Genomic DNA, 21032 nt, shown 5'->3' on the forward strand with positions numbered 1-21032 from the left:
CCTTGTACTTATAAATATGATTGAACAAGAGAAAAAATAGCTTTTGTTGAAGGTCTAATTTTTTGAGTTGGATCTGAAACTTGTAAATCCTTAGATGGTTTTGAATTTATTTCGATAACCCAAGGGCTAAATTGATTGTCTATAGCGAGATCTACACCAAATTCAGCGAATAATCCATCAAAGGAGGAGTCTATACATATACAGCATTCGATGGCTAACTCGATTAATAACTTTTTAAAGTGAATTCGCTCTTTCTTTGGTAAATATTGACCTAAAAATTCATCAATTTTTTGAAGGTCTCCCCCGCGAGCCAAATTGCTAACAAACTGTGTGGGATGACCAATCCTAGCTACAGTTGAAGTTACTTCCCATTTATTAAATTTATTTTTATGACATAAAAATCTAAAATCAACAAGTCGATCATCCTTACTGATTAAAGGTAAGCCTTCTTGGATAATAAAAGTCCGTTTATTTAATTGCTGTTTAATTGGATGAAATAGTTGAGAAATTGATTTATATTCAACTTCTACTTCAGAATTTTGGCTGTTTTTTAAACGATACAAATCTTTAGCTTTTGTAACTTTAAAAATGTTTCTTCCTTGACTACCGTGAATTGGTTTAATAAAAACCGTTTCATATTTTTGGATAAAATTATCTAATTGTTCGACTGAGAAGCATTCCTCAGTGTGTGGAACGTATGGCTTTATATAGGCTGAATCAATTAGAGCTTTAAAAACTTCAAGCTTATTTAAGAAGCGAGCATTAAAAAAAGGTATTTGTTGACTTGTTAGCGAAGAATTAAGTAATTTAAACTCTTTCGTTCGTTCAAGTCTTCTCGAATGAATTCGATTATGGATGATTGAAGGGGCAGATACATTCATTAAAGTCCAGCCATTTTCTGAACGCTTATATCCTTTTAATTCATTCGTTAGTAGTTTTTTAAATGTAGTTACATAGAAATCAATTTCAGAGTCTCCGCATAACTCTGATAGTTCCTCACAAAGTGTCGATATTGAACCGAGTGGATTTAATGACTCCTCATTGATTGAATCAGTTACTATAACAAAAGATTGGGGTTCTTGATTTTTAGGAAAAGATTGCAATGATTCTCCTCCTTTCCAAAATAATTGTCGTTGTATACTATGTGATATTCGCCTAGTTGGTGAATGTCTTTTAGGAAATTTTTAGGGTAGAAAGTTTGATTTGTTTTAGAAAAACTGACATATAATAGAATGTTTGCTATAGTGGAGATACAAAAGTTTATAGGAGGTAGTAACATGTCAGTAAATATTTATGATATTGCATACTCACTACAAAATGCTTTTAAGGAGCAACCAGAATTTAAAAACTTACAATCACTATACTCACAAGTATTAGCTGATCCAAATGCGAAACCATTATTTATGGAATTCCAAAATTTCCAAAAAGCGATGCAACAAAAAATGTATCAAGGTGAAGCAGTTACACCTGAAGAAAATGCAAAAGGGCAAGAAATTGTTGCAAGAGTGTCTCAAAATCCTTTAATTGCAAACTTAATGCAAGTGGAACAAAGACTAAATTTAGTTATTCAAGATGTAAATAAAATTGTCATGAGTCCATTAGAAGAATTTTATAAATCTTTACTTGAACTTTAATAGTTAAAAGGCAGGATAAGAAGAGGAGCTTTTAATTCTTTTTCTTTTTCCTGCCTTACTTAAAATCCTTGTTATACATAAGAGAGTCTTCAATGATTTGGAGTATAAATAAAATATAAAAAATTTATATTCAGACTGATTGCAAGCGCTTGCCTTTCGAGGCGCGAAGTCTGATGAGGAGCGGAGTTACCTTAGACGGTAATGAGCACCGCAGGCAGGCGAAGCAACGAAGAAAGCGAGCGTTTGTCAACAGTCTGAGACTTCATTGAATTGGAGTCTTTTTTAGTATACGAATGGATATAATAAGAAACCTACATTGTTCTAATTAAATGAAGCATGTCATATATTCTAGTAAGGTATTTCTTCGCGAAATGGGGGAGATTAAGTGATTTATAAGTTACTTGCAATTAATATAGATGGTACTTTATTGCAATCCAATGGAAAACTCTCAAAAGAATCGAAAGAAGCTGTTGAATATGTTCAAGACAAAGGGATTTATGTAACCTTATTTACAAGTAGAAATTTCCAAGCTACAAAAAAAATCGCAAAAGCTCTTAAGGTTAATAACCTTTTGGTCTCTCACTCAGGTGCCTTTATCTCTTCAAAGCTTGATGAACCATTATTTGAAAAGAGAATTGAAGAGGAAGAAGCTTATGACATTGTTAAAAAACTAGAAAAATATGATTGTAATATTCGTTTGTCACATGAACATTTTTCAATTGGAAATCGAAAAAAATTACAATCTAACTTAGTGGCAAAAGCAGTTTTATCAAATGCTGATCCTGTCTTTTATCCAATCCAATTTGTTGAATCACTTTCAGATAGTATTCTGGAAAATTCAATATCTCCGTTAAAAATCGAATGTTATTTCTCCGATGAAGTAGAGAAAAATAATGTGAAAAAAGAATTGAATGCAAAGTATCCGCATCTTGATTACTTATGTGATGAAGATCGCAAAATTGAAATCGTCCGAAAAGGAATTTCAAAATATTCAGGCTTAAAACGATTAGGTGAACATCTCGGAATTTCTTATCACGAGATGGTTGTAATTGGAGATAATTATAGTGATTTACCATTAATCGAGCATGCAGGTTTAGGAGTTGCTATGTCAAACGCTCCTGTAGAGATTAAAAAAGTTGCAAACTGGATTACAAGATCAAATGACCAAAATGGTGTCCCATATATGATCAAGGAGCATTTCAGGAAACAATTCCCACTGCCATTCTTAAAAACACATTTAAAAATCGAAAAATAAATAAAAGCCTGGCTTTCAAGAGAATCCTCTTCGAAAACCAGGCTTTTTTACCTTATTTTAAATAATTGACCTAGTTACTCTTTAATTTTATACTTAAGTGATAACTTAAAAAGGTGATAAAAAATGAAAATATATATTAATGGCTTAGAGGATATTCGTTTTCAAAGACCGTTAGAGCTTTTAGCTCAACTGTTTTTTGAAGACTGTGATGTATCGTTAGAAAAAATAGATGCAGATATAGAAGTAAGTTTTGAGTTAGATGAAATAAATAAACAAGTATCCGGTAAATTAGGTACGCAATTCCAAGCAAATACAAGCTATGTAGACGGTAAAGATGCTAAAGAGTCATTTAAATTTAAAAAGAAAGCAGTTAACTTTGTCTTTTTATCATTACTACAAGAGCATACTGGAATTCAGCAAAAGTGGGGTATCTTAACTGGTATTCGACCAACGAAGCTCCTTCATTCAAAACTTAAAGCTGGTGTATCAAAGGAAATGGCGCATGAAGAGCTAAGAAATGACTATTTAATCCATGACGAAAAAATTGAATTAATGCAATCAATCGTTGATCGTCAATTAAAAGTAATACCAGATTTATATAACTTGCAAAATGAAGTTAGTCTTTATATAGGCATCCCTTATTGCCCTACTAAGTGTGCTTATTGCACATTCCCAGCTTATGCTATTCAAGGGAAACAAGGTGCAGTCGATTCATTCTTATATGGATTACATTATGAAATGGAAAAAGTCGGCGAATTTCTAAAGGAACGTGGAATTAACATTACTACGATTTATTATGGTGGAGGGACACCGACTAGTATTACAGCAGAAGAAATGGACTTACTGTATGCTAAGATGTACGAATCATTTCCAAATATGAAGCAGGTTCGTGAAATTACGGTGGAGGCCGGTAGACCCGATACAATTACACCCGAAAAATTAGATGTTTTAAATAAATGGAATATTGATCGAATAAGTATCAATCCACAGTCCTATATTCAAGAAACTTTAAAAGCGATTGGAAGACATCATACTGTAGATGAAACAATAACAAAGTACCATTTAGCCCGTGCCATGGGGATGAATAATATAAATATGGATTTGATAATTGGTTTACCTGGAGAAGGTTTAAAAGAATTCCAATATACATTAGATGAAACTGAAAAGTTAATGCCTGAATCATTGACTGTTCACACACTTTCATTTAAAAGAGCTTCAGAAATGACGCAAAACAAACAAAAATATAAAGTTGCAGATCGAGATGAAGTGCAGCAAATGATGAATGAAGCAACAGTTTGGACAAAAAATCATAACTATCATCCATACTATTTATATCGTCAAAAAAATATATTAGGTAATCTTGAGAACATAGGATACTCTATTGATGGCCAAGAAAGCTTGTATAATATATTAATTATGGAAGAAGAACAAACGATTATTGGTTTAGGCTGTGGTGCATCTAGTAAATTTGTAAATCCAGAAACTCGTCAAATTACACGATTTGCTAATGCGAAAGATCCTAAATCATATAATGAGGGTTATGAGCATTATACAAATGCAAAAATCAAGATTTTAGATGAGTTATTTTCGAAAAGTAATCAATCAAATTAATGAAAAATAAAGGAATATCCCCTTGTGATGTTTAATGTTTAAATTAACCATGAAATTAAGGGGGATTTTTTTATGTCAATTTCGAACACGGCAGAACATGTTTTATTAAGAAAAGAGGGACGAGTTGCAACTGTTGTATTTAATCGTCCTGAAGTATTGAATGCAATGAATGAAGATACATTCAGACAATTTCGAGATGTACTGGATGAAATCGCAAGCTCAGACGTTGATGTAGTCGTTCTATGTGGAAATGGCAAAGGTTTCTCTTCAGGTGGGGATTTAAAATCGATGCTAAGTAATACAGATGAGTCTGCTTTTGGTCCAGTAATGGATTTAATTACAGATGTAGTAGTTAAATTATATACTTTACCTAAAATCGTTATTAGTGCGATTCATGGACCAGCTGCTGGTATAGGACTAAGTTTTGCTCTTGCTAGTGACTTTGTTCTTGCTCACGAATCAGGTGTATTGGCAATGAACTTTATCGGAATTGGCTTAATACCAGATGGTGGTGCACACTACTTCTTAGAAAAGAGATTAGGTGAAACAAAAGCTAAACAACTGATCTGGGAAGGTAAAAAACTAAATGCAACTCAAGCGCTAGAAATCGGTTTAATTGATGAAGTAATTAGTGGGGATTTTGAACAAAAAATTAATGAACGAGTGAAGTCTATACTTCAAAAACCAGTAAGTGCGATGATTCAAACAAAACAAATTTATTGTAACGGTAACTTAGAGTCTTTAAAAAATGTCCTTTTATTTGAAAAAGAAGGACAAAGTGCAATGAGAAGAACAACAGATCATCAAGAAGGTGTTCAGGCATTTTTACAAAAGAGACTGCCGGTTTTTACTGGTAAATAAGGATAATGAAATCGACTGGATTCGGTCGATTTTTTTGGTGAAGAAGGAAAGAAAAGATGTACAAATAAAATGAACAAAAGTACAATTAAATAACTTAAAATAGTAATTAACAATAAATTTGATATAATGACTATTTACTATTACACTACTATTTTCTTTCTGTAATTCTATGTTTTTAATATAAATAAGATTAAATCATTAAAAATTAGATTGTCTATTTTCTATTATGCACTAGTCTTTGTTAGTTAAATTGTGTCTAAAAATGAATAATAAACTTAACAGTTGTTTTACGAAATGGTTAATTTTAAAATACAAGACTACAAGTTTTTCTTCACTCATGGTAGAATGTTGACATTCTCAGTTTTGGGAGAGTGGTTAGATTGAAAAAGATTCAAAGTAATTCACGTTCAACGTCAAGAGCGAAAAGAAAAAAAACTAAACTCATTTTATTTGGATCAATTGGAATCGTACTGATCCTAATAGCATTTATTTCGTATTCCATTTTTTCGCCGAATGATAATAAGGCAGGATCTAAAAATAGTGCTTATGCATCGGCCAAAAACAGCGAAAAGAATGATGATAATGGTGTAAAAGAGACATCAACAACAGTTCAAACTGTTGATGATGACGATTCAGATGGCACGGCACCTGAAACACCGGAACAAACGGGTGCACAAAATGGTGCGAAGCATGTTACAAGCTATGATCGAAATTCCCAAGACTGGCAGGCGATGCTGCAGACAATCTCTTCTGCTGCTGGAATAGATTCAAGCAATATGACTGTATGGTTTTTAGGAAGTGACAAAAGTAATCCAGGCGGCTCAGTCGGGACTGTATCAGCAAAGACAAGAGGCTCGCAAAAATATCGAGTACATCTCATATGGGATGGCTCCGGCTATAAAGCTACAAAAGTTGAACCTGCTTCATAAAATGTAAATAGGATGCACGTAGGTAATCCTAAGGCTGTCGAGAATTTCTCGACAGCCTATTTTAAATCAATTATTTATTGTCTTTTAGTTTTATGTAAATCGAAAGGAGAAACAACAAGGTATGAAAAATCAAAAAACAGCATTATTAGTAATGGATTTACAAAATGGTAGTGTATCCCGTTTTGGTGAAAATCAAGATATTCTGAAACCATTTCAAAAAGCTGTTGAAGCGGCTCGTCAAAATCATATTCCAGTTGTTTTCGTTCGAGTAGGTTTTAGTGAAGGCTATCCGGAGGTCAGTCCACAAAATAAGATTTTCTCAGCAATGACTAAAACAGGTGGCATGACTTTCGCTGATTCAGCAACACGTATTCACGATTCGGTTGAGCCAAAACCAAACGAACCAGTAATTACGAAGTATCGTGTTAGTGCGTTTGCAGGTAGTAATCTTGAAATTATTCTTCGTTCACAAAAAATTGATTCACTTGTACTTTGCGGTATTTCAACAAGCGGAGTCGTTTTATCGACTTTAAGAGAAGCTGCAGATAAAGACTTTCCTCTTACTGTACTTTCGGATGCATGTCTCGATATTGATCCTGAAGTTCAGCGTATTCTCATTGAAAAAATATTTCCACGCCAAGCAGAAGTTCAAAGCGTCAACACATGGATAGGTACTTTAAACTAATTTAGATAAAAAACAAAAAAGCTGCGATAAATTTTCGCAGCTTCTTTTTTATTATGGATGAAATAAAAGAAGTTTACCAGTTTGACTAATGCAACGGTGGGTTTTATCAAGTGCACCTATTGTAGTAAGTTTTTCTGTACCAATATTTTTTGCTTCTAAGTCAGAATTAGCTTCAAATTGTTCATCGACAATTGATTCTCCACTTTTTTCAAAAGCAGTAATTCGATAAGTTGCCATGTTCTAGACCTCCCTAAAGTAGTTATGATATTACTATTTTGGCATAAATTGAAAAGCTGTGTAAAGTAATAAATTGAATTATAAAAAAATTCAGTGCAGATTTAAAATTTTGACGTTTGGAGGCTTTAACAGATTTTAAGAATTGTTAGATTATGTCTTAATTTTTTGTATGAACATTGTTGGGCTAAGTATCTATTTTAACGTATAATAGGATAAGTAAAACGACTAATACATAATTTGATTTTCCTTTTTTTATTTTGTGAAATTGATTTTCCAAAATATTTTAAGCTAATTACTTAAGTAGAGCTTAAGGAAGCATATACAAAATGGAGGTACTTATGGATAAAAAAGTATATGATCATGAAGTTGGCGAACGTTTTGTAACATTTTTATTTGTCAAAGCTGTTACGAAAGGTGTAGCAAGTAATCAAAAAACATTCTTATCTTTAACTTTACAAGATCAAAGTGGAGATATTGAGGCGAAGCTTTGGGATATTTCTTCAGAGCAAGAAGAAGCGTATGTAGAAGGAACTGTTGTAAAAGTTGAAGGGGAGCTACACGATTATAGAGGAAAACTTCAACTTAAGCTACGCCAAATTCGTCCAACTAAAGATACAGACGAAGTTAATCCAGAAGATTTTTTCGCAAGAGCACCAGTTTCTAAAGAAGAATTATATGAGAAAATTACTTCATACATTAATAATATGACCAATGAAAAACTTAAAAAGCTTACTGAGTATCTAGTATTAAAAAATCAGGAGGATTTTCTTGATTTTCCAGCGGCAACTAAGAACCACCATGAATTTGTTTCTGGTTTAGCATACCATGTTTTTTGTATGTTGAAATTAGGTGAATCAATTGCAAATTTATATCCTTCGATCAATAAGGATTTACTATATGCTGGAATTATACTACATGATTTAGGAAAAGTAAGAGAATTATCTGGTCCAGTTTCAACAAAGTATACTGTCGAAGGTAATTTGTTAGGCCATATCTCACTTATGGCAATTGAAATTGGAAATGCCTCAATCGAACTAGGTATTGAGGGAGAAGAGGTAACTGTTCTGCAGCATCTTATTTTAAGTCATCATGGTAAGTATGAGTACGGTAGTCCAAAACTACCTTTAATTAAAGAAGCAGAAATTTTACATTATATTGATAATATTGATGCAAAAATGAATATGTTAGACCGCGCACTTGAAAGAGTTGAACCAGGAGAATATACAGAGCGTATTTTCCCATTAGAAAATCGTAGTTTTTACAAACCAAAATTTTAAATTAATCATACTTCCTCCCTATTAGCCATATAATGAAGCAAATGCTTGTCTACTAAGGAGGAAAATCAATGCCAATATTACCATTTTGGATGTATATCGTGATCTTAGGAATTTTTGTAAGTGGATTTATGGTGCTTTACACTTCTAAACAAGAAAGAGATGCAGATGAAGCTTTCATTGAAAAAGAGGGAGAAATTTACTTACAAAGAATTAAAGAAGAAAGAGAACGAAGAGAGCAATTACTTATTAACTCTGAGATTTCATCCAATTAAATTAAAAAACCTGCCAATTAGGCAGGTTTTGTTTTTTTATGATTTTTTCTCTTGGCTTTCTAAGTCTTTATCTTTTACTTTAAATTTAGCTTTTTTAAGAAGTTCATCAGAGAATGCTGAGAAGTTTTCTTGACTTAGCTTAGACTCAGCAATTTTTTTGCGAGCATCTTTTTCGTTAGCAGTCTTTTTACCAGTTAATTTAATAACATGGTATCCAAATTGTGATTTGACTGGTTGGCTAATTTCTCCAACTTTTAATTTATAAGCAGCTGCTTCGAATTCAGGTACCATAGCACCTTCTCCAAAATAGCCTAAATCTCCACCTTTATCTTTTGAACCAGTGTCAGTAGAATATTTTTTTGCTTCTGCAGCAAAGTCTGCGCCTTTAGCTAATTCTTCTTCGACTTTTTTAGCTGTAGCTTCATCTTTTACTAAAATATGGCTAGCTCTAATTTCTGGTTTATATTTTGCAAGTTCAGTTTTTGTTACTGAAGCTTCAGCAGCTTTTTCAGTTAATAAATCAACTTTAACACGATCTTTAAATGCTGCTTCATCTTTAAATCCATACTGAGCTAAGAAAGCTTTAAATTGGTCACCATTTTGTGTTTTATACTCATTGAACTTTGCATCAACATCTTTATCACTAACTTTGTAGTTTTTCTTTAAATAATCTTCAATAGCCATTTGCTTAAGCATAGCTAAGCCTGCTGTATCCTTCATCTTGTCATATAAATCTTTTGATGTGATATCTCCCGCACTAGATGTAGCAACAACATCGTTACTAACACCAGCAGTTCCACATGCTGCTAGTCCGAATACTGAGGTAGCTAAAACTGCAGATACGATTAACTTTTTCATTTAAACATCTCCTAAAAAAAAATTTTGCTTATTAAAGTATAGAGCGTAAACCTTAATTTTTCCTTTATTTAGACATACCTTTTACTGGAAATTACTTCACTTAATATAACATATTTTTCCTCAATGTGACAAAGTTTATCCAAAAAAAGAATAATTTGGTATACTTTTTAATTAAAAATTAGTCAATTTTAAGGAATCTTGAACTAGTTATATATGAAATATAGGAAATATGAGAGTAAGTTTAATAATTGATGGCAGATTTCAATTTTATTTGGATCTAATTTTATATTTTATCTCCTGACTTTGTCTAAAAATCATGCTTATCCTCTAAATAAAAAACTTGTCAATCGTGACAATCGCCCAATCAATTAAGACATTCGTCTATATATTATTAAGAATTACTTTTAGGAGGGTGGAAAAATGGAGGGGAAAGCATCGAATGAATTTGTATTAATCGTGATCCTATTTATTTTGTTAATCATTATCGGGTGTTCGTTTTTATAAGTAGTATGAATCTTCAAAAATGAAGGTTATTTATACATTTGCCCAGACCATTTTTTAATACACGCATAAGATAAGATATGTAGCAAAAGGAGGTGTGAATGATGGGCGTAGGATTCCATGGTGGAGGATTTGCGTTAATCGTTGTATTGTTCATCTTATTAATTATCGTAGGAGCAGCTTGCATCTAATTTGTAAATAAGACAATTATTCGACCGGAGGTATTGTACCTCCGGTTGAGTTTTTATTCCAGATTAAAATAAGTTAAAGATGTACATATTCTTTGATTAGTTAATTTTGAAATTGAAATGAAAAGTAAATGAGCCTGAGGGTTTCAAAGAGGTATTTATGTGAAATTTTGAACAAAAGTGGCCGAAATAAAAAGCGGAAGGATTTAATTAATCTTGCCCCGCTTCTATTTGATTGTACAATTTCAAGGACAGATAAACTGAAATTGTAACTTTAAAGAAGATATTAAGGTTTCTTAATTAAACGGTTATCTTCTTCAATAAATTCTTTATCTATGTTACCTAACGTTGTTTCGAATATATCCATAAAATCTTTTCCATAAATATTACGTAAAATAGCCATTATTTCCATGTTTTCTGGGAATTTACCATAAAATTCTTTTAATGGTAAAGTACCTTGAAAAACTGAATTTGTCTCTGGATCAAATTCTCCTAGGATCTCTAGCAGCATATTTTTACCTTTTTCAGTTAATTCAATATACGTATTACGTTTATCTTCTACTTTCTTAGAAAACACTAATAAACCACGTTCTTCAAGCTTTTTAGAGAAGTTAAAAGCAGTCGATACGTGCATTACACCAAATTTAGCAATTTCAGAAATAGACGCACCCTTTAAGTGGAAGGCGATCATTAAAATATGATGTTCATTGATATTTAAATCATAGGGCTTGATCCATTGTTGCCAGTCCTTTTCAACTGACTTCCATAATGCTTTAGAAATTTGGGCAATTCTTTGACTAAAAATCAAAGCTTCTTTCATTGTGTATAATTTTTGTTCAGTTTTCATCAATTCACCTTCTTTTCTATTTAACTATCTATTTATTATTATGCCAATAATATGTGAAGAAATAAAGAACTTTTAGTTAGAATTTTTAAAAATTTTCACAAAGTAGTTGATAAAATTCTACATTTTTATATTATAATTGAGTGTTATAGGTTGTGAAAACTATGTTTATATAATATTTTTAGCGAAACTATAGAGTGATTGTCGATAAAACATTGTTGGTAATATAGTAAATATATAATATAAATCTTTAAAAATATAGTGTAAATTGCAGGATTTAGATGGAATTTAAATGAAAAAAACGAAAACAGGAGATATTCACTCTCCTGTTTTCGTATTTAAATGGGACTATTTTATTATTTTTTAATAATGTTATTTTCGATAGATTTTGCAATCTCTTGAAGCGTTTCATTTGTGTATTGATTTTGATTTGAAAGCCATTTTACATCAAAACCATCATTATTTCCGTATCGTGGTAAAATATGCATATGATAATGAAATACAGTTTGACCTGAAACTTCTCCGCTATTATTTAAAATATTTACACCTTGAACATTAAAAGTTTCTTTCATTGCATTAGCAATGTGAGGTATTTTTCGGAAGTATGTACTAGCTGTCTCTTCACTCATTTCGAATATGTTTTCAACATGATCCTTTGGAATGACCAATGTGTGTCCTTTTGTAACTTGACTTAAATCTAAAAAAGCTAAAACATCATCATCCTCGTAAACTTTAGAAGCTGGAATGCTACCTGCAACAATTTTGCAGAAAATACAATTAGCGTCATGTGCCATTTTTTATACTTCCTTTCACTTTTTTCCTTATTTTAACATAGGCGTAGGATAAAGTGGAAATAGGGGTTAAGGAAAAATAAACAAGAAGCAACCTATGTTGCTTCTTGATGAAGGGGAAAGATTATTGGAGTAATTATAAATTGTCTTTAATAGACACCTCATTTGCTTAAATGTTCAATAAATTGGTACACCTTAAAATAAATTTATATGCTCTGGTCGAGACACCTCATTTACAAATTGGTATACTAAAACCTTTGTTTATAAGTGATAATGTTCAAGCTAACCATCTCCTATGATGTTTTCACTGCTGTTTTGTACAACGATGTTTTATCTTTGGAGATATTTCACTTCAACGAACTACCCTTGCATAGGTTTGAACGCAAATTAAATTACCTTTAACACACACCTCATTTCAAATTTTGAACTGGAAAGTGTGTTGCTTTCCCTTCAAGAATTATGATGCCCTCTATTAAAGAAAGTATGCAAAAACAATCTTTAATAACAGTAAAAGCAGGAAAAGGATATTTAATATTAAAAAAGGGCTTAGTAATGAGATTTGAGTGGAAGTTACAACTAAATTAATAATAGGAAATTAGATCATTTTGAGTATAACGGGGAGCGTGAATGCTGAACCCTCGTAGGAACGAACCTAAGAGGAATGGAGCATCCAGGAGTGGAATCAACATAAAAAAGAAGCAACCTAAGTTGCTTCTTGATGAAGGTGAAAGAGTATTGGAGTAATTATAAATTGTCTTTAACAGACACCTCATTTGCTTTAATGTTCAATAAATTGGTACACCTTAAAATAAATTTATATGCTCTGCTCGAGACACCTCATTTACAAATTGGTATACTAAAACCTTGTTTTTAAGTGATAATGTTCAAGCTAACCATCTCCTTTGATATTTTCACTGCTGTTTGTACAACGATGTTTTACCTTGGGAGACATTTCACTTTAACAAATACCCTTGCCAGGTTTGAACGCAAATAAATTACCTTTAACACACACCTCATTTCAAATTTTTGAATTAGAAAGTGTGTTGCTTTCCCTTCAAGAATTATGATGCCCTGCAGTAAAGAAAGTATGCAAAAACAATGAAAAACTTTTAATAACAGTAAAAGCAAGAAAACAAAAAGAGGTTTAGTAATGAAGTTTAAATGGAAGTTAAAACTAAATTAATAATAGGAATGTATAAAGAGGAGCGTGAATGCTGAGCCCTCGTAAGAACGAACCTAGGAGGAAATGAAGCATCCCGGAGTGGAATCAACATAAAAAAGAAGCAACCTAAGTTGCTTCTTGATGAAGGTGAAAGAGTATTGGAGTAATTATAAATTGTCTTTAACAGACACCTCATTTGCTTAAATGTTCAATAAATTGGTACACCTTAAAATAAATTTATATGCTCTGCTCGAGACACCTCATTTACAAATTGGTATACTAAAACCTTTGTTTATAAGTGATAATGTTCAAGCTAACCATCTCCTTTGATATTTTCACTGCTGTTTATACAACGATGTTTTATCTGGGGAGACATTTCACTTTAACAAATACCCTTGCACAGGTTTGAACGCAAATAAATTACCTTTAACACACACCTCATTTCAAATTTTTGAATTAGAAAGTGTGTTGCTTTCCCTTCAAGAATTATGATGCCCTGCAGTAAAGAAAGTATTCTTAAAAACAAAAGAAAATTTAAAAGCCATCGAAAGTTTAGGGGAAAAGCGAGAAAACGGAGAGTGAAAAGAAGACATAATTGAAAGTAATGGAGCTTTAAGTTAATTATTGTTTATTGGATCAATAAGAGTATAAATAATAGAAGGAAGTAGCTTTAAATATCTTTATGATTGGATCGAAAGTATACTCGACTCCATGGAAATGCAAGAAATAAAACCTACATTAAGTGCACATTTATTAATGATTAAATTATTATTTGTGATTTTAATTGATCTACAACTGTTTAAAATTAATTGACAAGATCGTTTTTCAACAAATAAAACAAGGAGCAACTAATAGTTGCTCCTTGATGAAGGGGAAAGAATTTAGAAAAAATATTAGGTTAATAAGTTAAATTGTCTTTAACAGACACCTCATTTGCTTAAATGTTCAATAAATTGGTACACCTATAAATAAATTATATGTTCTGCTCGAGACACCTCATTTACAAATTGGTATACTAATGACCTTTGTTTTTATAGATCATGTTCAAGCGCACCATCTCCTTAGATTTTTGCATTGCTGTATATGACAACGATGTTAATCTTTGGAGATACCTCATTTCACTTAAACAATTTTCTGACTTAGGTTTGAACGCAAATTAAATTTCCTTTAACACACACCTCATTTCAAATTTTGAACTGGAAAGTGTGTTGCTTTCCCTTCAAGAATTATAATACCCTTAACCTAAAATAGTATTCAAAAAAAGAAGGATTTTTTTTTAGTATTCCATAAATATGATAATAAGGAAGTTAAGATTATTATTTGATACAATAAAATTTATAGGAAAAGTACATTTGAAAGGATTTGTAAAGAATGACTTTATTGCATGTAAAAGATGTCACAGGTGGATACACTAGACAGCCTGTCATTAAAAATGTCTCATTTACGATTAATAGGAAAGAGCTAGTCGGGTTGATCGGGTTAAATGGTGCTGGTAAGAGTACGACAATAAAACATATTTTAGGCCTATTGAAGCCTTCTAAAGGTGACATATTAATTAATGGTGATTCATTTGATAAAGATCCAACAGCATATCGTGCCAGCATATCATATGTTCCTGAAACACCGATGATTTATGATGAATTAACTTTACAGGAACATCTTGAAATTACAGCCTTAGCATATAATATTCCTGAAAAGGATTTTAAAAAACGTAGTGAAGAGTTATTAAAAACATTTAGATTAAATGATAAAAGAAAATATTTTCCTTCGACATTCTCTAAAGGGATGAAACAAAAAGTAATGATCATTTGTGCCCTTATTGTCCAACCACAGTTATACATAATAGATGAACCTTTTTTAGGGCTTGATCCAATCGCGATAAATGATTTACTTGAGATTTTGAACAATGAAAAAGAAAAAGGAGCAGGCATTTTAATGTCTACTCATATTTTATCGACTGCTCAAATTTATTGTGATTCATTTATTATTTTGCATGAAGGAGTCATTATTGCAAAAGGTACATTAAACGAATTACAAACTCAATATAATATGCCAAATGCTTCATTGGATGAAATTTATATATTTGCAACGAAGGAAAAAGAAATATGAGTACGATAAAAGAATTATGGTTAGCACGATATAGGAGCTTCATAAAGGAAATGAGTAAATATGGTCGTTATATTTTTAATGATCATATAAAATTTGTGATTGTTTTTGGGTTTGGTGGAGGAGCATATTATTATCAACAAATGCTAAAAACAATTTCTCCAGACTTTCCGGCTATTTTATTAATTTCGATCCTTTTCAGTTTTCTTGTTGTAACAGGACAAGTAACTACTTTTTTTAAAGGACCTGATGTACATTATTTACTACCTTTAGAAAAAAAGATGAAAAATTACTTTGTCCGATCCTTTTTAATTACGAACATCGTTCAAGCTTATTTAATGTTAATGATGTTAGGTGTGATCTATCCAATTTATAAGAAATTTTCACTAGGACAAACAACAAGTTTTATTGTCTTTATGGTAATAATTTTCTTATTAAAAGGATACAATCTTTTTGTTTCATACTTACATCTTACAAATAATGGTGTATTAAACCGAGCTTTTGATTATTGTTTAAGGTTGCTAGGTACTTTCTTATTTATTTATGGTTTATTAAGTAAATGGAGCAGTTTTTTCCTTTTAATAATGATCGTAATTTTAGCTGTTTATGCATTATCTATTCAAATAGGTAGTAAAAATAAAAGAGTACAATGGGAAAGAAATGTTAAACTTGATACCTCAAGATTAGCGACTTTTTATCGGTTTGCGAATATGTTTACTGATGTGCCGTCTATTCAACAACAAGTTAAGCGAAGAAAATGGGCCGATCCAATCATTAATAAAATTAAAATGAGAAATGCTGCGAATTATTTACTAGTTCGTACATTTATCAGAAATGGTAACTATTTAAGCATGTTTTTAAGACAACTTTTCGTAGGCGGGTTTGTAGTTTACTTGGTGCCAACGACAATTGGGAAAATATTGATTGGCATTTTATTTCTTTACGTAATTTCACTACAGAATATGTCAATTTTAAAACAGTACAACTATCATTTGTTGTGGAAAATTTATCCTTATACAAATGAAGAAAATAAAAAATCTATTTCGACACTTTTGTATATACTACTGATAATATGTAGTCTAGTTTTTAGTATCATTGGTTTAATAAAGGGCTTAACAATTTTAAACTTTATTATTGCAATCGTTGTGTATACTTTATTTTCAATGTGGTTAATTAAATTTTATGTGCATAAAAGGTTAAGTAAGCCACAAAAATTGTAAAGGGTGGACAAAATGGATTCTTATGAACTTCGTATTCAGTACGAACTATCAAGATGGAAACAAAAAGTAATGTCCGATTCAAATATTTTTCAAACATCTGCAAAAAAAGTTCAGTTAAAGCTTCAATCATTATTGCCAGAACAAATCCAAGATCTGCTTACAAAAACCGTTAAAAATATGATGGTTTTATTTATGGGTGGGTCTACAGTTTTTAATGGCAGTGGTGAAGAGTATGAAGCATTAACACTTAGAGAAAGAGATTTAATCTTAGATAAAAAGTTAAACGAGTACAAAAAGATTTCAGCAGTAGAAGGTGCTGGAACGGGAGCGGGTGGAATATTACTCGGTCTTGCCGATTTTCCGTTATTACTGGGAATAAAAATTAGGTTTTTAGTTGAGGCTGCAAAAATATATGGCTACTCGCCTAAAGATGAGCTTGAACGACAATTCATGCTATATATTTTTCAACTTGCTTTTTCAAGTGATAGCCATCGGAAAAAAGTATTTCAGGTTATTGAAAAGTGGGAAGATAAAGTAGATGAAAATCCCCAAGTCAATTGGGAGCAATTACAACTAGAATATCGAGATCATATCGATTTAGCGAAACTTCTACAATTAGTACCTATTATTGGAGCACCGGTTGGAGCTTATGTAAATTATCAACTTCTTGAACAATTAGGTGAAACTGCTAAAAATGCTTATAGATTAAGGTATATGAAGAAGAAGGAAGAGCTTATCTAAAGAGTTACATACTAAAAGGAGAACTAAAAGTTCTCCTTTTTTATTTTTATTTTTGTTCAACTAATTTTTGTGATTGTTTTAATGAAGCTAATGTCACAGACCCTAGTGTTTTTGCTGCAATTAGCATAGCTTTTTCATCAAAATCAAATTTTGGATGGTGATGAGGATATGCTTCTGTAACGTGATGAGGTTTAGCTCCTGTGAAGAAGAAAGTTCCTGGTACTTTTTGTAAGTAGTATGCGAAATCTTCTCCGCCCATTTTAGGGTCCATTTCTTTTAAGTGACTAACTTCATCAATTGATTCGGCTACTTTAACTAATAAATCAGTTTCTTTTTCATGATTTACTACTGGAGGATATCCATCATCGTACTTATATTCGTATGTAACATCATTTGCTAGACAAATTCCTTTAACTATTCTAGCTATTTGTTTTTTTACTTTTTCCTGTGTTTCCTTTTTGAACGTACGAACCGTTCCTATTAAGGTTGCTCGATCGGCGATTACATTAAAGGCATTTTTTGCTTCGAAACTTCCAATCGATAAGACTACAGTGTCAATTGGATTTGTTTCTCGACTAACAACTTGTTGAAGTGCCATAACAAGTTGACTAGCAATTACAATACTGTCTTTTGTTCGATGGGGTTCCGCACCATGACCACCTTGACCTTGGATTGTGATTGAAAAACGATCAGCTGCCGCCATAATTGGTCCATTTCGATAACCAATTGTACCTAATTCTTCAATTGCCCATAAATGAGTTCCATAAACTTCATCTACACCGTCTAAACATCCATCAGCAATCATAGAAATTGCTCCACCTGGTGCATATTCTTCTGCATGTTGGTGAAGTAACACAACTTTACCGTCCCATGAATCTTTTTTTTCATGAAGTGCTTTTGCTAAATATAATAGTGTAGCAGTATGACCATCATGACCACATGCATGCATAACGCCAGGTACTTTTGAGGAATAAGGAACATTTTTCTCATCTTGAATTGGTAGTGCGTCAAAATCAGCTCGTAAAGCGATTGTTTTTCCAGGGTTTCGACCATTAATTGTAGCAACAACACCATTTCCACCGACATTTGATTTAAATGGAATATTTAATTGTTGATAAAAGTTTTGAATGAATTTTGCTGTCTCGTATTCTTTAAATGAAAGCTCAGGATTTTCATGCAGGTATCTTCGTGTAGATACCATTTCCGGATAATATGAATCTAATAAAGAAAATAAATCTGACATTATTTCACCCTCCTACTTACTATCTATATAACCTATTCAAGAAATGTAATTGATATCCTTCAAAATTATCTTCAATTAGGAAATGACGAAAAATGTATTTCCAAGGAAATATACATCGAAAAAAAGGAAATAATGACTTATTCATGGGAATAAATGGATATACTATTTGTTATATGGTAAGAGAAATGAAGGTGAAATAATTGAAAAAATGGGGATATTTAGCAATAGGACTGTTAAGTGTCCTACTAATTAGCTTTGTAGGATTTATACTAATCGTTTTCTTAGGTAATTATGTTATAGATGAAGATAAGTTAGTCGTCCATTCATCTTCGGAAATGGTAGATTTAGAGGGGAATTTTGTATCAAAGCTATATAATGAAAATCATCAAATCGTTTCAATTAGTGATATACCTGATTATACTAAACAAGCAGTAGTTTCAATTGAAGATGAGCGTTTCTATAAGCACCACGGTATTGATACTCAATCAATCTTTCGGGCTATAGTAAATGATATAAAAGCATTTAGTAAAGTACAAGGTGCGAGTACACTTACTCAACAACTTGCAAAGAATGTATTTTTGACAAACGATAAAACATTTATGAGAAAAACAAAGGAAGTTATTATAGCAATTAATCTAGAAAGAAAGTATACAAAAGATCAAATACTAGAAATGTATTTAAATCAGGTTTATTTCGGTCACGGGGTATATGGTATTGGCGGAGCTGCAAAATATTATTTTGGGAAAGATGTTAAAAATTTGACTATTGAAGAAAGTGCTTCTTTAGCAGCCTTATTAAAGGCTCCATCACATTATGATCCAATCACTCAACCAGTGAGATCTCTAGAACGTAGGAATCTTGTTCTTTATAAAATGCTAGATACGCATTATATAACTGAATCTGAGTATGAGAAAGCCAAAATCAAACCAACAGTATTACATATTACGGAACAAAAATTTGAAAACGGATATGCTACATATATTGATATGGTTATAAAAGAAGCAAAAGAGAAATATGGAATTTCTTATGATCAACTTTTAAATGGTGGATACAAAGTTGTCGTTCCAATCCATAAAAAGACACAATTAACCGCCTATAAATATTTTAAAAATGGAAACTATTTTCCGGGAACTGATCAAAATGCAGAAGGAGCCTTCGTATTAATAAACTCCGAAACAGGCGGTGTAGAGGCAGCAATTGGAGGTAGAAATTACTATTTTCAAGGTTTAAATCGAATTAACGTGAAAAGACAACCTGGTTCAACAATGAAGCCTTTACTCGTATATTCGCCAGCGCTTGAAACTGGAAACTACAATCCGTATTCTTTATTACCTAATGAACAGAGTGCGTTAGGAGACTATAAACCGAAAAATTATAATGGAGTTTATACGAAAACGATTTCGATGTTTAATGCATTAATTCAGTCAGCAAATGTACCAGCAGTTTGGTTATTAAATGATATTGGAATTGATAATGCAAAAAAGTATTTAGAAAAAATGGATTTGAATATTCCCGATAAAGGTTTAAGTATGGCGCTTGGAGGACTTAAGATTGGTTTAACTCCATTGGAGCTAGTAAAAGCATATAGTTCCTTTGATCATGATGGAGATGCATTAGAGCCTTTTGTTATTAATGCAATTTATGATCGGAACAATGAATTAGTTGCCGAAGCGAAAATTAAGGAATATAAAGTGTTTTCATCACAAACCTCTTGGTATATGACAAAAATGCTAAAAGGTGTTGTAAATGAAGGTACAGCTAGCAGAGGAAGCTTCAATGGTGATTTAGCTGGTAAAACGGGATCTACAAATATACCTGGCCAAACAAATGGAAACAAGGATGCTTGGTTTGTAGGCTATACACCAGACGTAGTAGGCGCAATTTGGATGGGATATGATAAAACAGATTCACAACATTTTTTAAGAAATGGTAGTACATATCCAACTATATTATTTAAAAAGATTTTAAAAGAAGCAGGAAGAGAACCATCAACAAAATTTAAAAAGCCAAAAAATATAGACGATTTAGAATCACCGATAAATTTAGAGCCTATTTCTAATGTTCAATCAAAAGTATCATTCTCTCCATTTGGATTATTCACTGTCGTCATTAATTGGAATGCACCAACTGATCACAGACAACAATATCGAATCTATCGAGTGAAGAATGGCAAAGAAAAATTAATAGATACTGTTACTGGTTTAGATGAGTACAAAGATTCCTTTGTAAATGTATTTAATGTACCTTCTTATTACGTAGTACCGTACAATCCTCAAACAAAAGAAAAAGGTGAGAGGTCTAAACTTGTCAAACCCAACATAAGAAATAAGGAATAGACATTTTAAGGCTCTCCTTCTTATCAAATGATTTGAAGGGGAGTTTTTTATTTCCTATTACTACTAAAACTATGTTCTTAAAAACTGTATTTGTTAAAAAAGATTAGTAAAGAGATTAAGAAGATTGAACTATGAGATAACGATTGATTGAATCGTTTAAAGCGAATAATAAAACGCTTTATTTTATAAAAAGTATTAATAAATAAAGATTATTAATTCGATATTTTAGACATATTTTGATATAATTTTTAATGGGAAAAGTCTGGTAGTAAAATAGACCT

General features: G+C 31.7%; 20 protein-coding genes. 14 read left to right on the forward strand and 6 right to left on the reverse strand.

What is annotated here, in order from left to right; genetic code table 11:
- Positions 1-8: 8 nt before the first annotated feature.
- On the reverse strand, positions 9-1103 hold the full coding sequence (locus ACFWM3_RS07940) for a YheC/YheD family endospore coat-associated protein (protein WP_390310982.1): 1095 nt from the start codon (positions 1101-1103) through the stop codon (positions 9-11).
- 174 nt (positions 1104-1277) lie between these two features.
- On the opposite strand from ACFWM3_RS07940, the gene ACFWM3_RS07945 reads away from it, so the two are divergent.
- The 6 genes from ACFWM3_RS07945 to ACFWM3_RS07970 all read left to right on the forward strand — a co-directional run bounded on the left by ACFWM3_RS07945 (position 1278) and on the right by ACFWM3_RS07970 (position 6975).
- A complete protein-coding gene (locus tag ACFWM3_RS07945) occupies positions 1278-1634 on the forward strand; it encodes a YlbF/YmcA family competence regulator (RefSeq protein ID WP_056472063.1) in 357 nt (118 codons plus the stop codon).
- A gap of 385 nt (positions 1635-2019) precedes the next feature.
- Positions 2020-2889 (forward strand): Cof-type HAD-IIB family hydrolase, encoded by an 870-nt coding sequence (locus tag ACFWM3_RS07950; protein ID WP_390310983.1) that lies wholly within the window; start codon positions 2020-2022, stop codon positions 2887-2889.
- A 123-nt stretch (positions 2890-3012) separates the two neighbouring features.
- Positions 3013-4500: a coproporphyrinogen III oxidase gene (locus tag ACFWM3_RS07955; RefSeq protein WP_390310984.1), complete on the forward strand. Its 1488-nt coding sequence runs from the start codon at positions 3013-3015 to the stop codon at positions 4498-4500.
- 72 nt (positions 4501-4572) lie between these two features.
- Positions 4573-5361: an enoyl-CoA hydratase gene (locus tag ACFWM3_RS07960; protein ID WP_390310985.1), complete on the forward strand. Its 789-nt coding sequence runs from the start codon at positions 4573-4575 to the stop codon at positions 5359-5361.
- A 380-nt stretch (positions 5362-5741) separates the two neighbouring features.
- Positions 5742-6290: a YrrS family protein gene (locus ACFWM3_RS07965; RefSeq protein ID WP_056472069.1), complete on the forward strand. Its 549-nt coding sequence runs from the start codon at positions 5742-5744 to the stop codon at positions 6288-6290.
- 121 nt (positions 6291-6411) lie between these two features.
- The gene (locus ACFWM3_RS07970) at positions 6412-6975 is read left to right on the forward strand and encodes a cysteine hydrolase family protein (RefSeq protein ID WP_390310986.1); all 564 of its coding nucleotides are present in this window, start codon (positions 6412-6414) and stop codon (positions 6973-6975) included.
- Between the two features lie 51 nt (positions 6976-7026).
- On the opposite strand, the gene ACFWM3_RS07975 is transcribed toward ACFWM3_RS07970, so the two are convergent.
- Positions 7027-7212: a YhzD family protein gene (locus ACFWM3_RS07975; protein ID WP_056472075.1), complete on the reverse strand. Its 186-nt coding sequence runs from the start codon at positions 7210-7212 to the stop codon at positions 7027-7029.
- A 338-nt stretch (positions 7213-7550) separates the two neighbouring features.
- On the opposite strand from ACFWM3_RS07975, the gene yhaM reads away from it, so the two are divergent.
- Together yhaM and ACFWM3_RS07985 are read left to right on the forward strand one after the other, a co-directional pair.
- On the forward strand, positions 7551-8489 hold the full coding sequence (gene yhaM, locus ACFWM3_RS07980) for a 3'-5' exoribonuclease YhaM (RefSeq protein WP_056472078.1): 939 nt from the start codon (positions 7551-7553) through the stop codon (positions 8487-8489).
- A 68-nt stretch (positions 8490-8557) separates the two neighbouring features.
- Positions 8558-8761 carry a sporulation YhaL family protein gene (locus ACFWM3_RS07985; protein WP_056472082.1) on the forward strand — a complete coding sequence of 68 codons (204 nt, stop codon included), beginning with the start codon at positions 8558-8560 and terminating at the stop codon, positions 8759-8761.
- A 36-nt stretch (positions 8762-8797) separates the two neighbouring features.
- On the opposite strand, the gene ACFWM3_RS07990 is transcribed toward ACFWM3_RS07985, so the two are convergent.
- Positions 8798-9619: a peptidylprolyl isomerase gene (locus ACFWM3_RS07990; protein ID WP_056472085.1), complete on the reverse strand. Its 822-nt coding sequence runs from the start codon at positions 9617-9619 to the stop codon at positions 8798-8800.
- Positions 9620-10039: 420 nt separating this feature from the next.
- Between ACFWM3_RS07990 and ACFWM3_RS07995 the strand changes: the two genes are divergently transcribed.
- Positions 10040-10123, forward strand: coding sequence for a YjcZ family sporulation protein (locus ACFWM3_RS07995; protein ID WP_082459494.1), 84 nt, complete (start codon positions 10040-10042; stop codon positions 10121-10123).
- Positions 10124-10221: 98 nt separating this feature from the next.
- Positions 10222-10311: a YjcZ family sporulation protein gene (locus ACFWM3_RS08000; RefSeq protein ID WP_097973758.1), complete on the forward strand. Its 90-nt coding sequence runs from the start codon at positions 10222-10224 to the stop codon at positions 10309-10311.
- 283 nt (positions 10312-10594) lie between these two features.
- Here ACFWM3_RS08000 and ACFWM3_RS08005 read toward each other — a convergent pair whose 3' ends face one another.
- Both ACFWM3_RS08005 and ACFWM3_RS08010 read right to left on the reverse strand, forming a co-directional pair.
- Complete coding sequence (locus ACFWM3_RS08005; RefSeq protein ID WP_056472088.1) at positions 10595-11155, reverse strand: HTH-type transcriptional regulator Hpr; 561 nt, start codon at positions 11153-11155, stop codon at positions 10595-10597.
- Positions 11156-11508: 353 nt separating this feature from the next.
- The gene (locus tag ACFWM3_RS08010; RefSeq protein WP_056472092.1) at positions 11509-11946 is read right to left on the reverse strand and encodes an HIT family protein; all 438 of its coding nucleotides are present in this window, start codon (positions 11944-11946) and stop codon (positions 11509-11511) included.
- 2530 nt (positions 11947-14476) lie between these two features.
- Between ACFWM3_RS08010 and ACFWM3_RS08015 the strand changes: the two genes are divergently transcribed.
- Genes ACFWM3_RS08015 through ACFWM3_RS08025 form a run of 3 tightly spaced genes read left to right on the forward strand, consistent with a single transcriptional unit; the run spans position 14477 to position 17172 of the window.
- On the forward strand, positions 14477-15214 hold the full coding sequence (locus ACFWM3_RS08015) for an ABC transporter ATP-binding protein (protein ID WP_390310987.1): 738 nt from the start codon (positions 14477-14479) through the stop codon (positions 15212-15214).
- The gene (locus tag ACFWM3_RS08020) at positions 15211-16431 is read left to right on the forward strand and encodes an ABC transporter permease (protein ID WP_390310988.1); all 1221 of its coding nucleotides are present in this window, start codon (positions 15211-15213) and stop codon (positions 16429-16431) included. The genes ACFWM3_RS08015 and ACFWM3_RS08020 overlap by 4 nt, the downstream gene beginning before the upstream one ends.
- Before the next feature lie 12 nt (positions 16432-16443).
- Positions 16444-17172: an EcsC family protein gene (locus ACFWM3_RS08025; RefSeq protein ID WP_056476181.1), complete on the forward strand. Its 729-nt coding sequence runs from the start codon at positions 16444-16446 to the stop codon at positions 17170-17172.
- Positions 17173-17218: 46 nt separating this feature from the next.
- Here the strand turns inward: ACFWM3_RS08025 and ACFWM3_RS08030 are convergent, their stop codons facing one another.
- On the reverse strand, positions 17219-18418 hold the full coding sequence (locus tag ACFWM3_RS08030; RefSeq protein ID WP_082459634.1) for a M20 family metallopeptidase: 1200 nt from the start codon (positions 18416-18418) through the stop codon (positions 17219-17221).
- Between the two features lie 197 nt (positions 18419-18615).
- On the opposite strand from ACFWM3_RS08030, the gene ACFWM3_RS08035 reads away from it, so the two are divergent.
- Complete coding sequence (locus ACFWM3_RS08035) at positions 18616-20751, forward strand: transglycosylase domain-containing protein (RefSeq protein ID WP_390310989.1); 2136 nt, start codon at positions 18616-18618, stop codon at positions 20749-20751.
- Positions 20752-21032: the final 281 nt, after the last annotated feature.

The sequence above is a fragment of the Gottfriedia sp. NPDC058432 genome, from assembly GCF_042721555.1.
In the GTDB taxonomy this organism is placed as follows: Bacteria; Bacillota; Bacilli; order Bacillales; family Bacillaceae_G; genus Gottfriedia.

Coding starts and splice junctions, on each gene's coding strand:
- ACFWM3_RS07975 (WP_056472075.1), bottom strand. CDS start 7,212: ATGGCAACTTATCGAATTACTGCTTTTGAAAAAAGTGGAGAATCAATT.
- ACFWM3_RS08000 (WP_097973758.1), top strand. CDS start 10,222: ATGATGGGCGTAGGATTCCATGGTGGAGGATTTGCGTTAATCGTTGTA.
- ACFWM3_RS08010 (WP_056472092.1), bottom strand. CDS start 11,946: ATGGCACATGACGCTAATTGTATTTTCTGCAAAATTGTTGCAGGTAGC.
- ACFWM3_RS08025 (WP_056476181.1), top strand. CDS start 16,444: ATGGATTCTTATGAACTTCGTATTCAGTACGAACTATCAAGATGGAAA.
- ACFWM3_RS08015 (WP_390310987.1), top strand. CDS start 14,477: ATGACTTTATTGCATGTAAAAGATGTCACAGGTGGATACACTAGACAG.
- ACFWM3_RS07960 (WP_390310985.1), top strand. CDS start 4,573: ATGTCAATTTCGAACACGGCAGAACATGTTTTATTAAGAAAAGAGGGA.
- ACFWM3_RS07990 (WP_056472085.1), bottom strand. CDS start 9,619: ATGAAAAAGTTAATCGTATCTGCAGTTTTAGCTACCTCAGTATTCGGA.
- ACFWM3_RS07955 (WP_390310984.1), top strand. CDS start 3,013: ATGAAAATATATATTAATGGCTTAGAGGATATTCGTTTTCAAAGACCG.
- ACFWM3_RS07985 (WP_056472082.1), top strand. CDS start 8,558: ATGCCAATATTACCATTTTGGATGTATATCGTGATCTTAGGAATTTTT.
- ACFWM3_RS07995 (WP_082459494.1), top strand. CDS start 10,040: ATGGAGGGGAAAGCATCGAATGAATTTGTATTAATCGTGATCCTATTT.
- yhaM (WP_056472078.1), top strand. CDS start 7,551: ATGGATAAAAAAGTATATGATCATGAAGTTGGCGAACGTTTTGTAACA.
- ACFWM3_RS08020 (WP_390310988.1), top strand. CDS start 15,211: ATGAGTACGATAAAAGAATTATGGTTAGCACGATATAGGAGCTTCATA.
- ACFWM3_RS07945 (WP_056472063.1), top strand. CDS start 1,278: ATGTCAGTAAATATTTATGATATTGCATACTCACTACAAAATGCTTTT.
- ACFWM3_RS08005 (WP_056472088.1), bottom strand. CDS start 11,155: ATGAAAACTGAACAAAAATTATACACAATGAAAGAAGCTTTGATTTTT.
- ACFWM3_RS07970 (WP_390310986.1), top strand. CDS start 6,412: ATGAAAAATCAAAAAACAGCATTATTAGTAATGGATTTACAAAATGGT.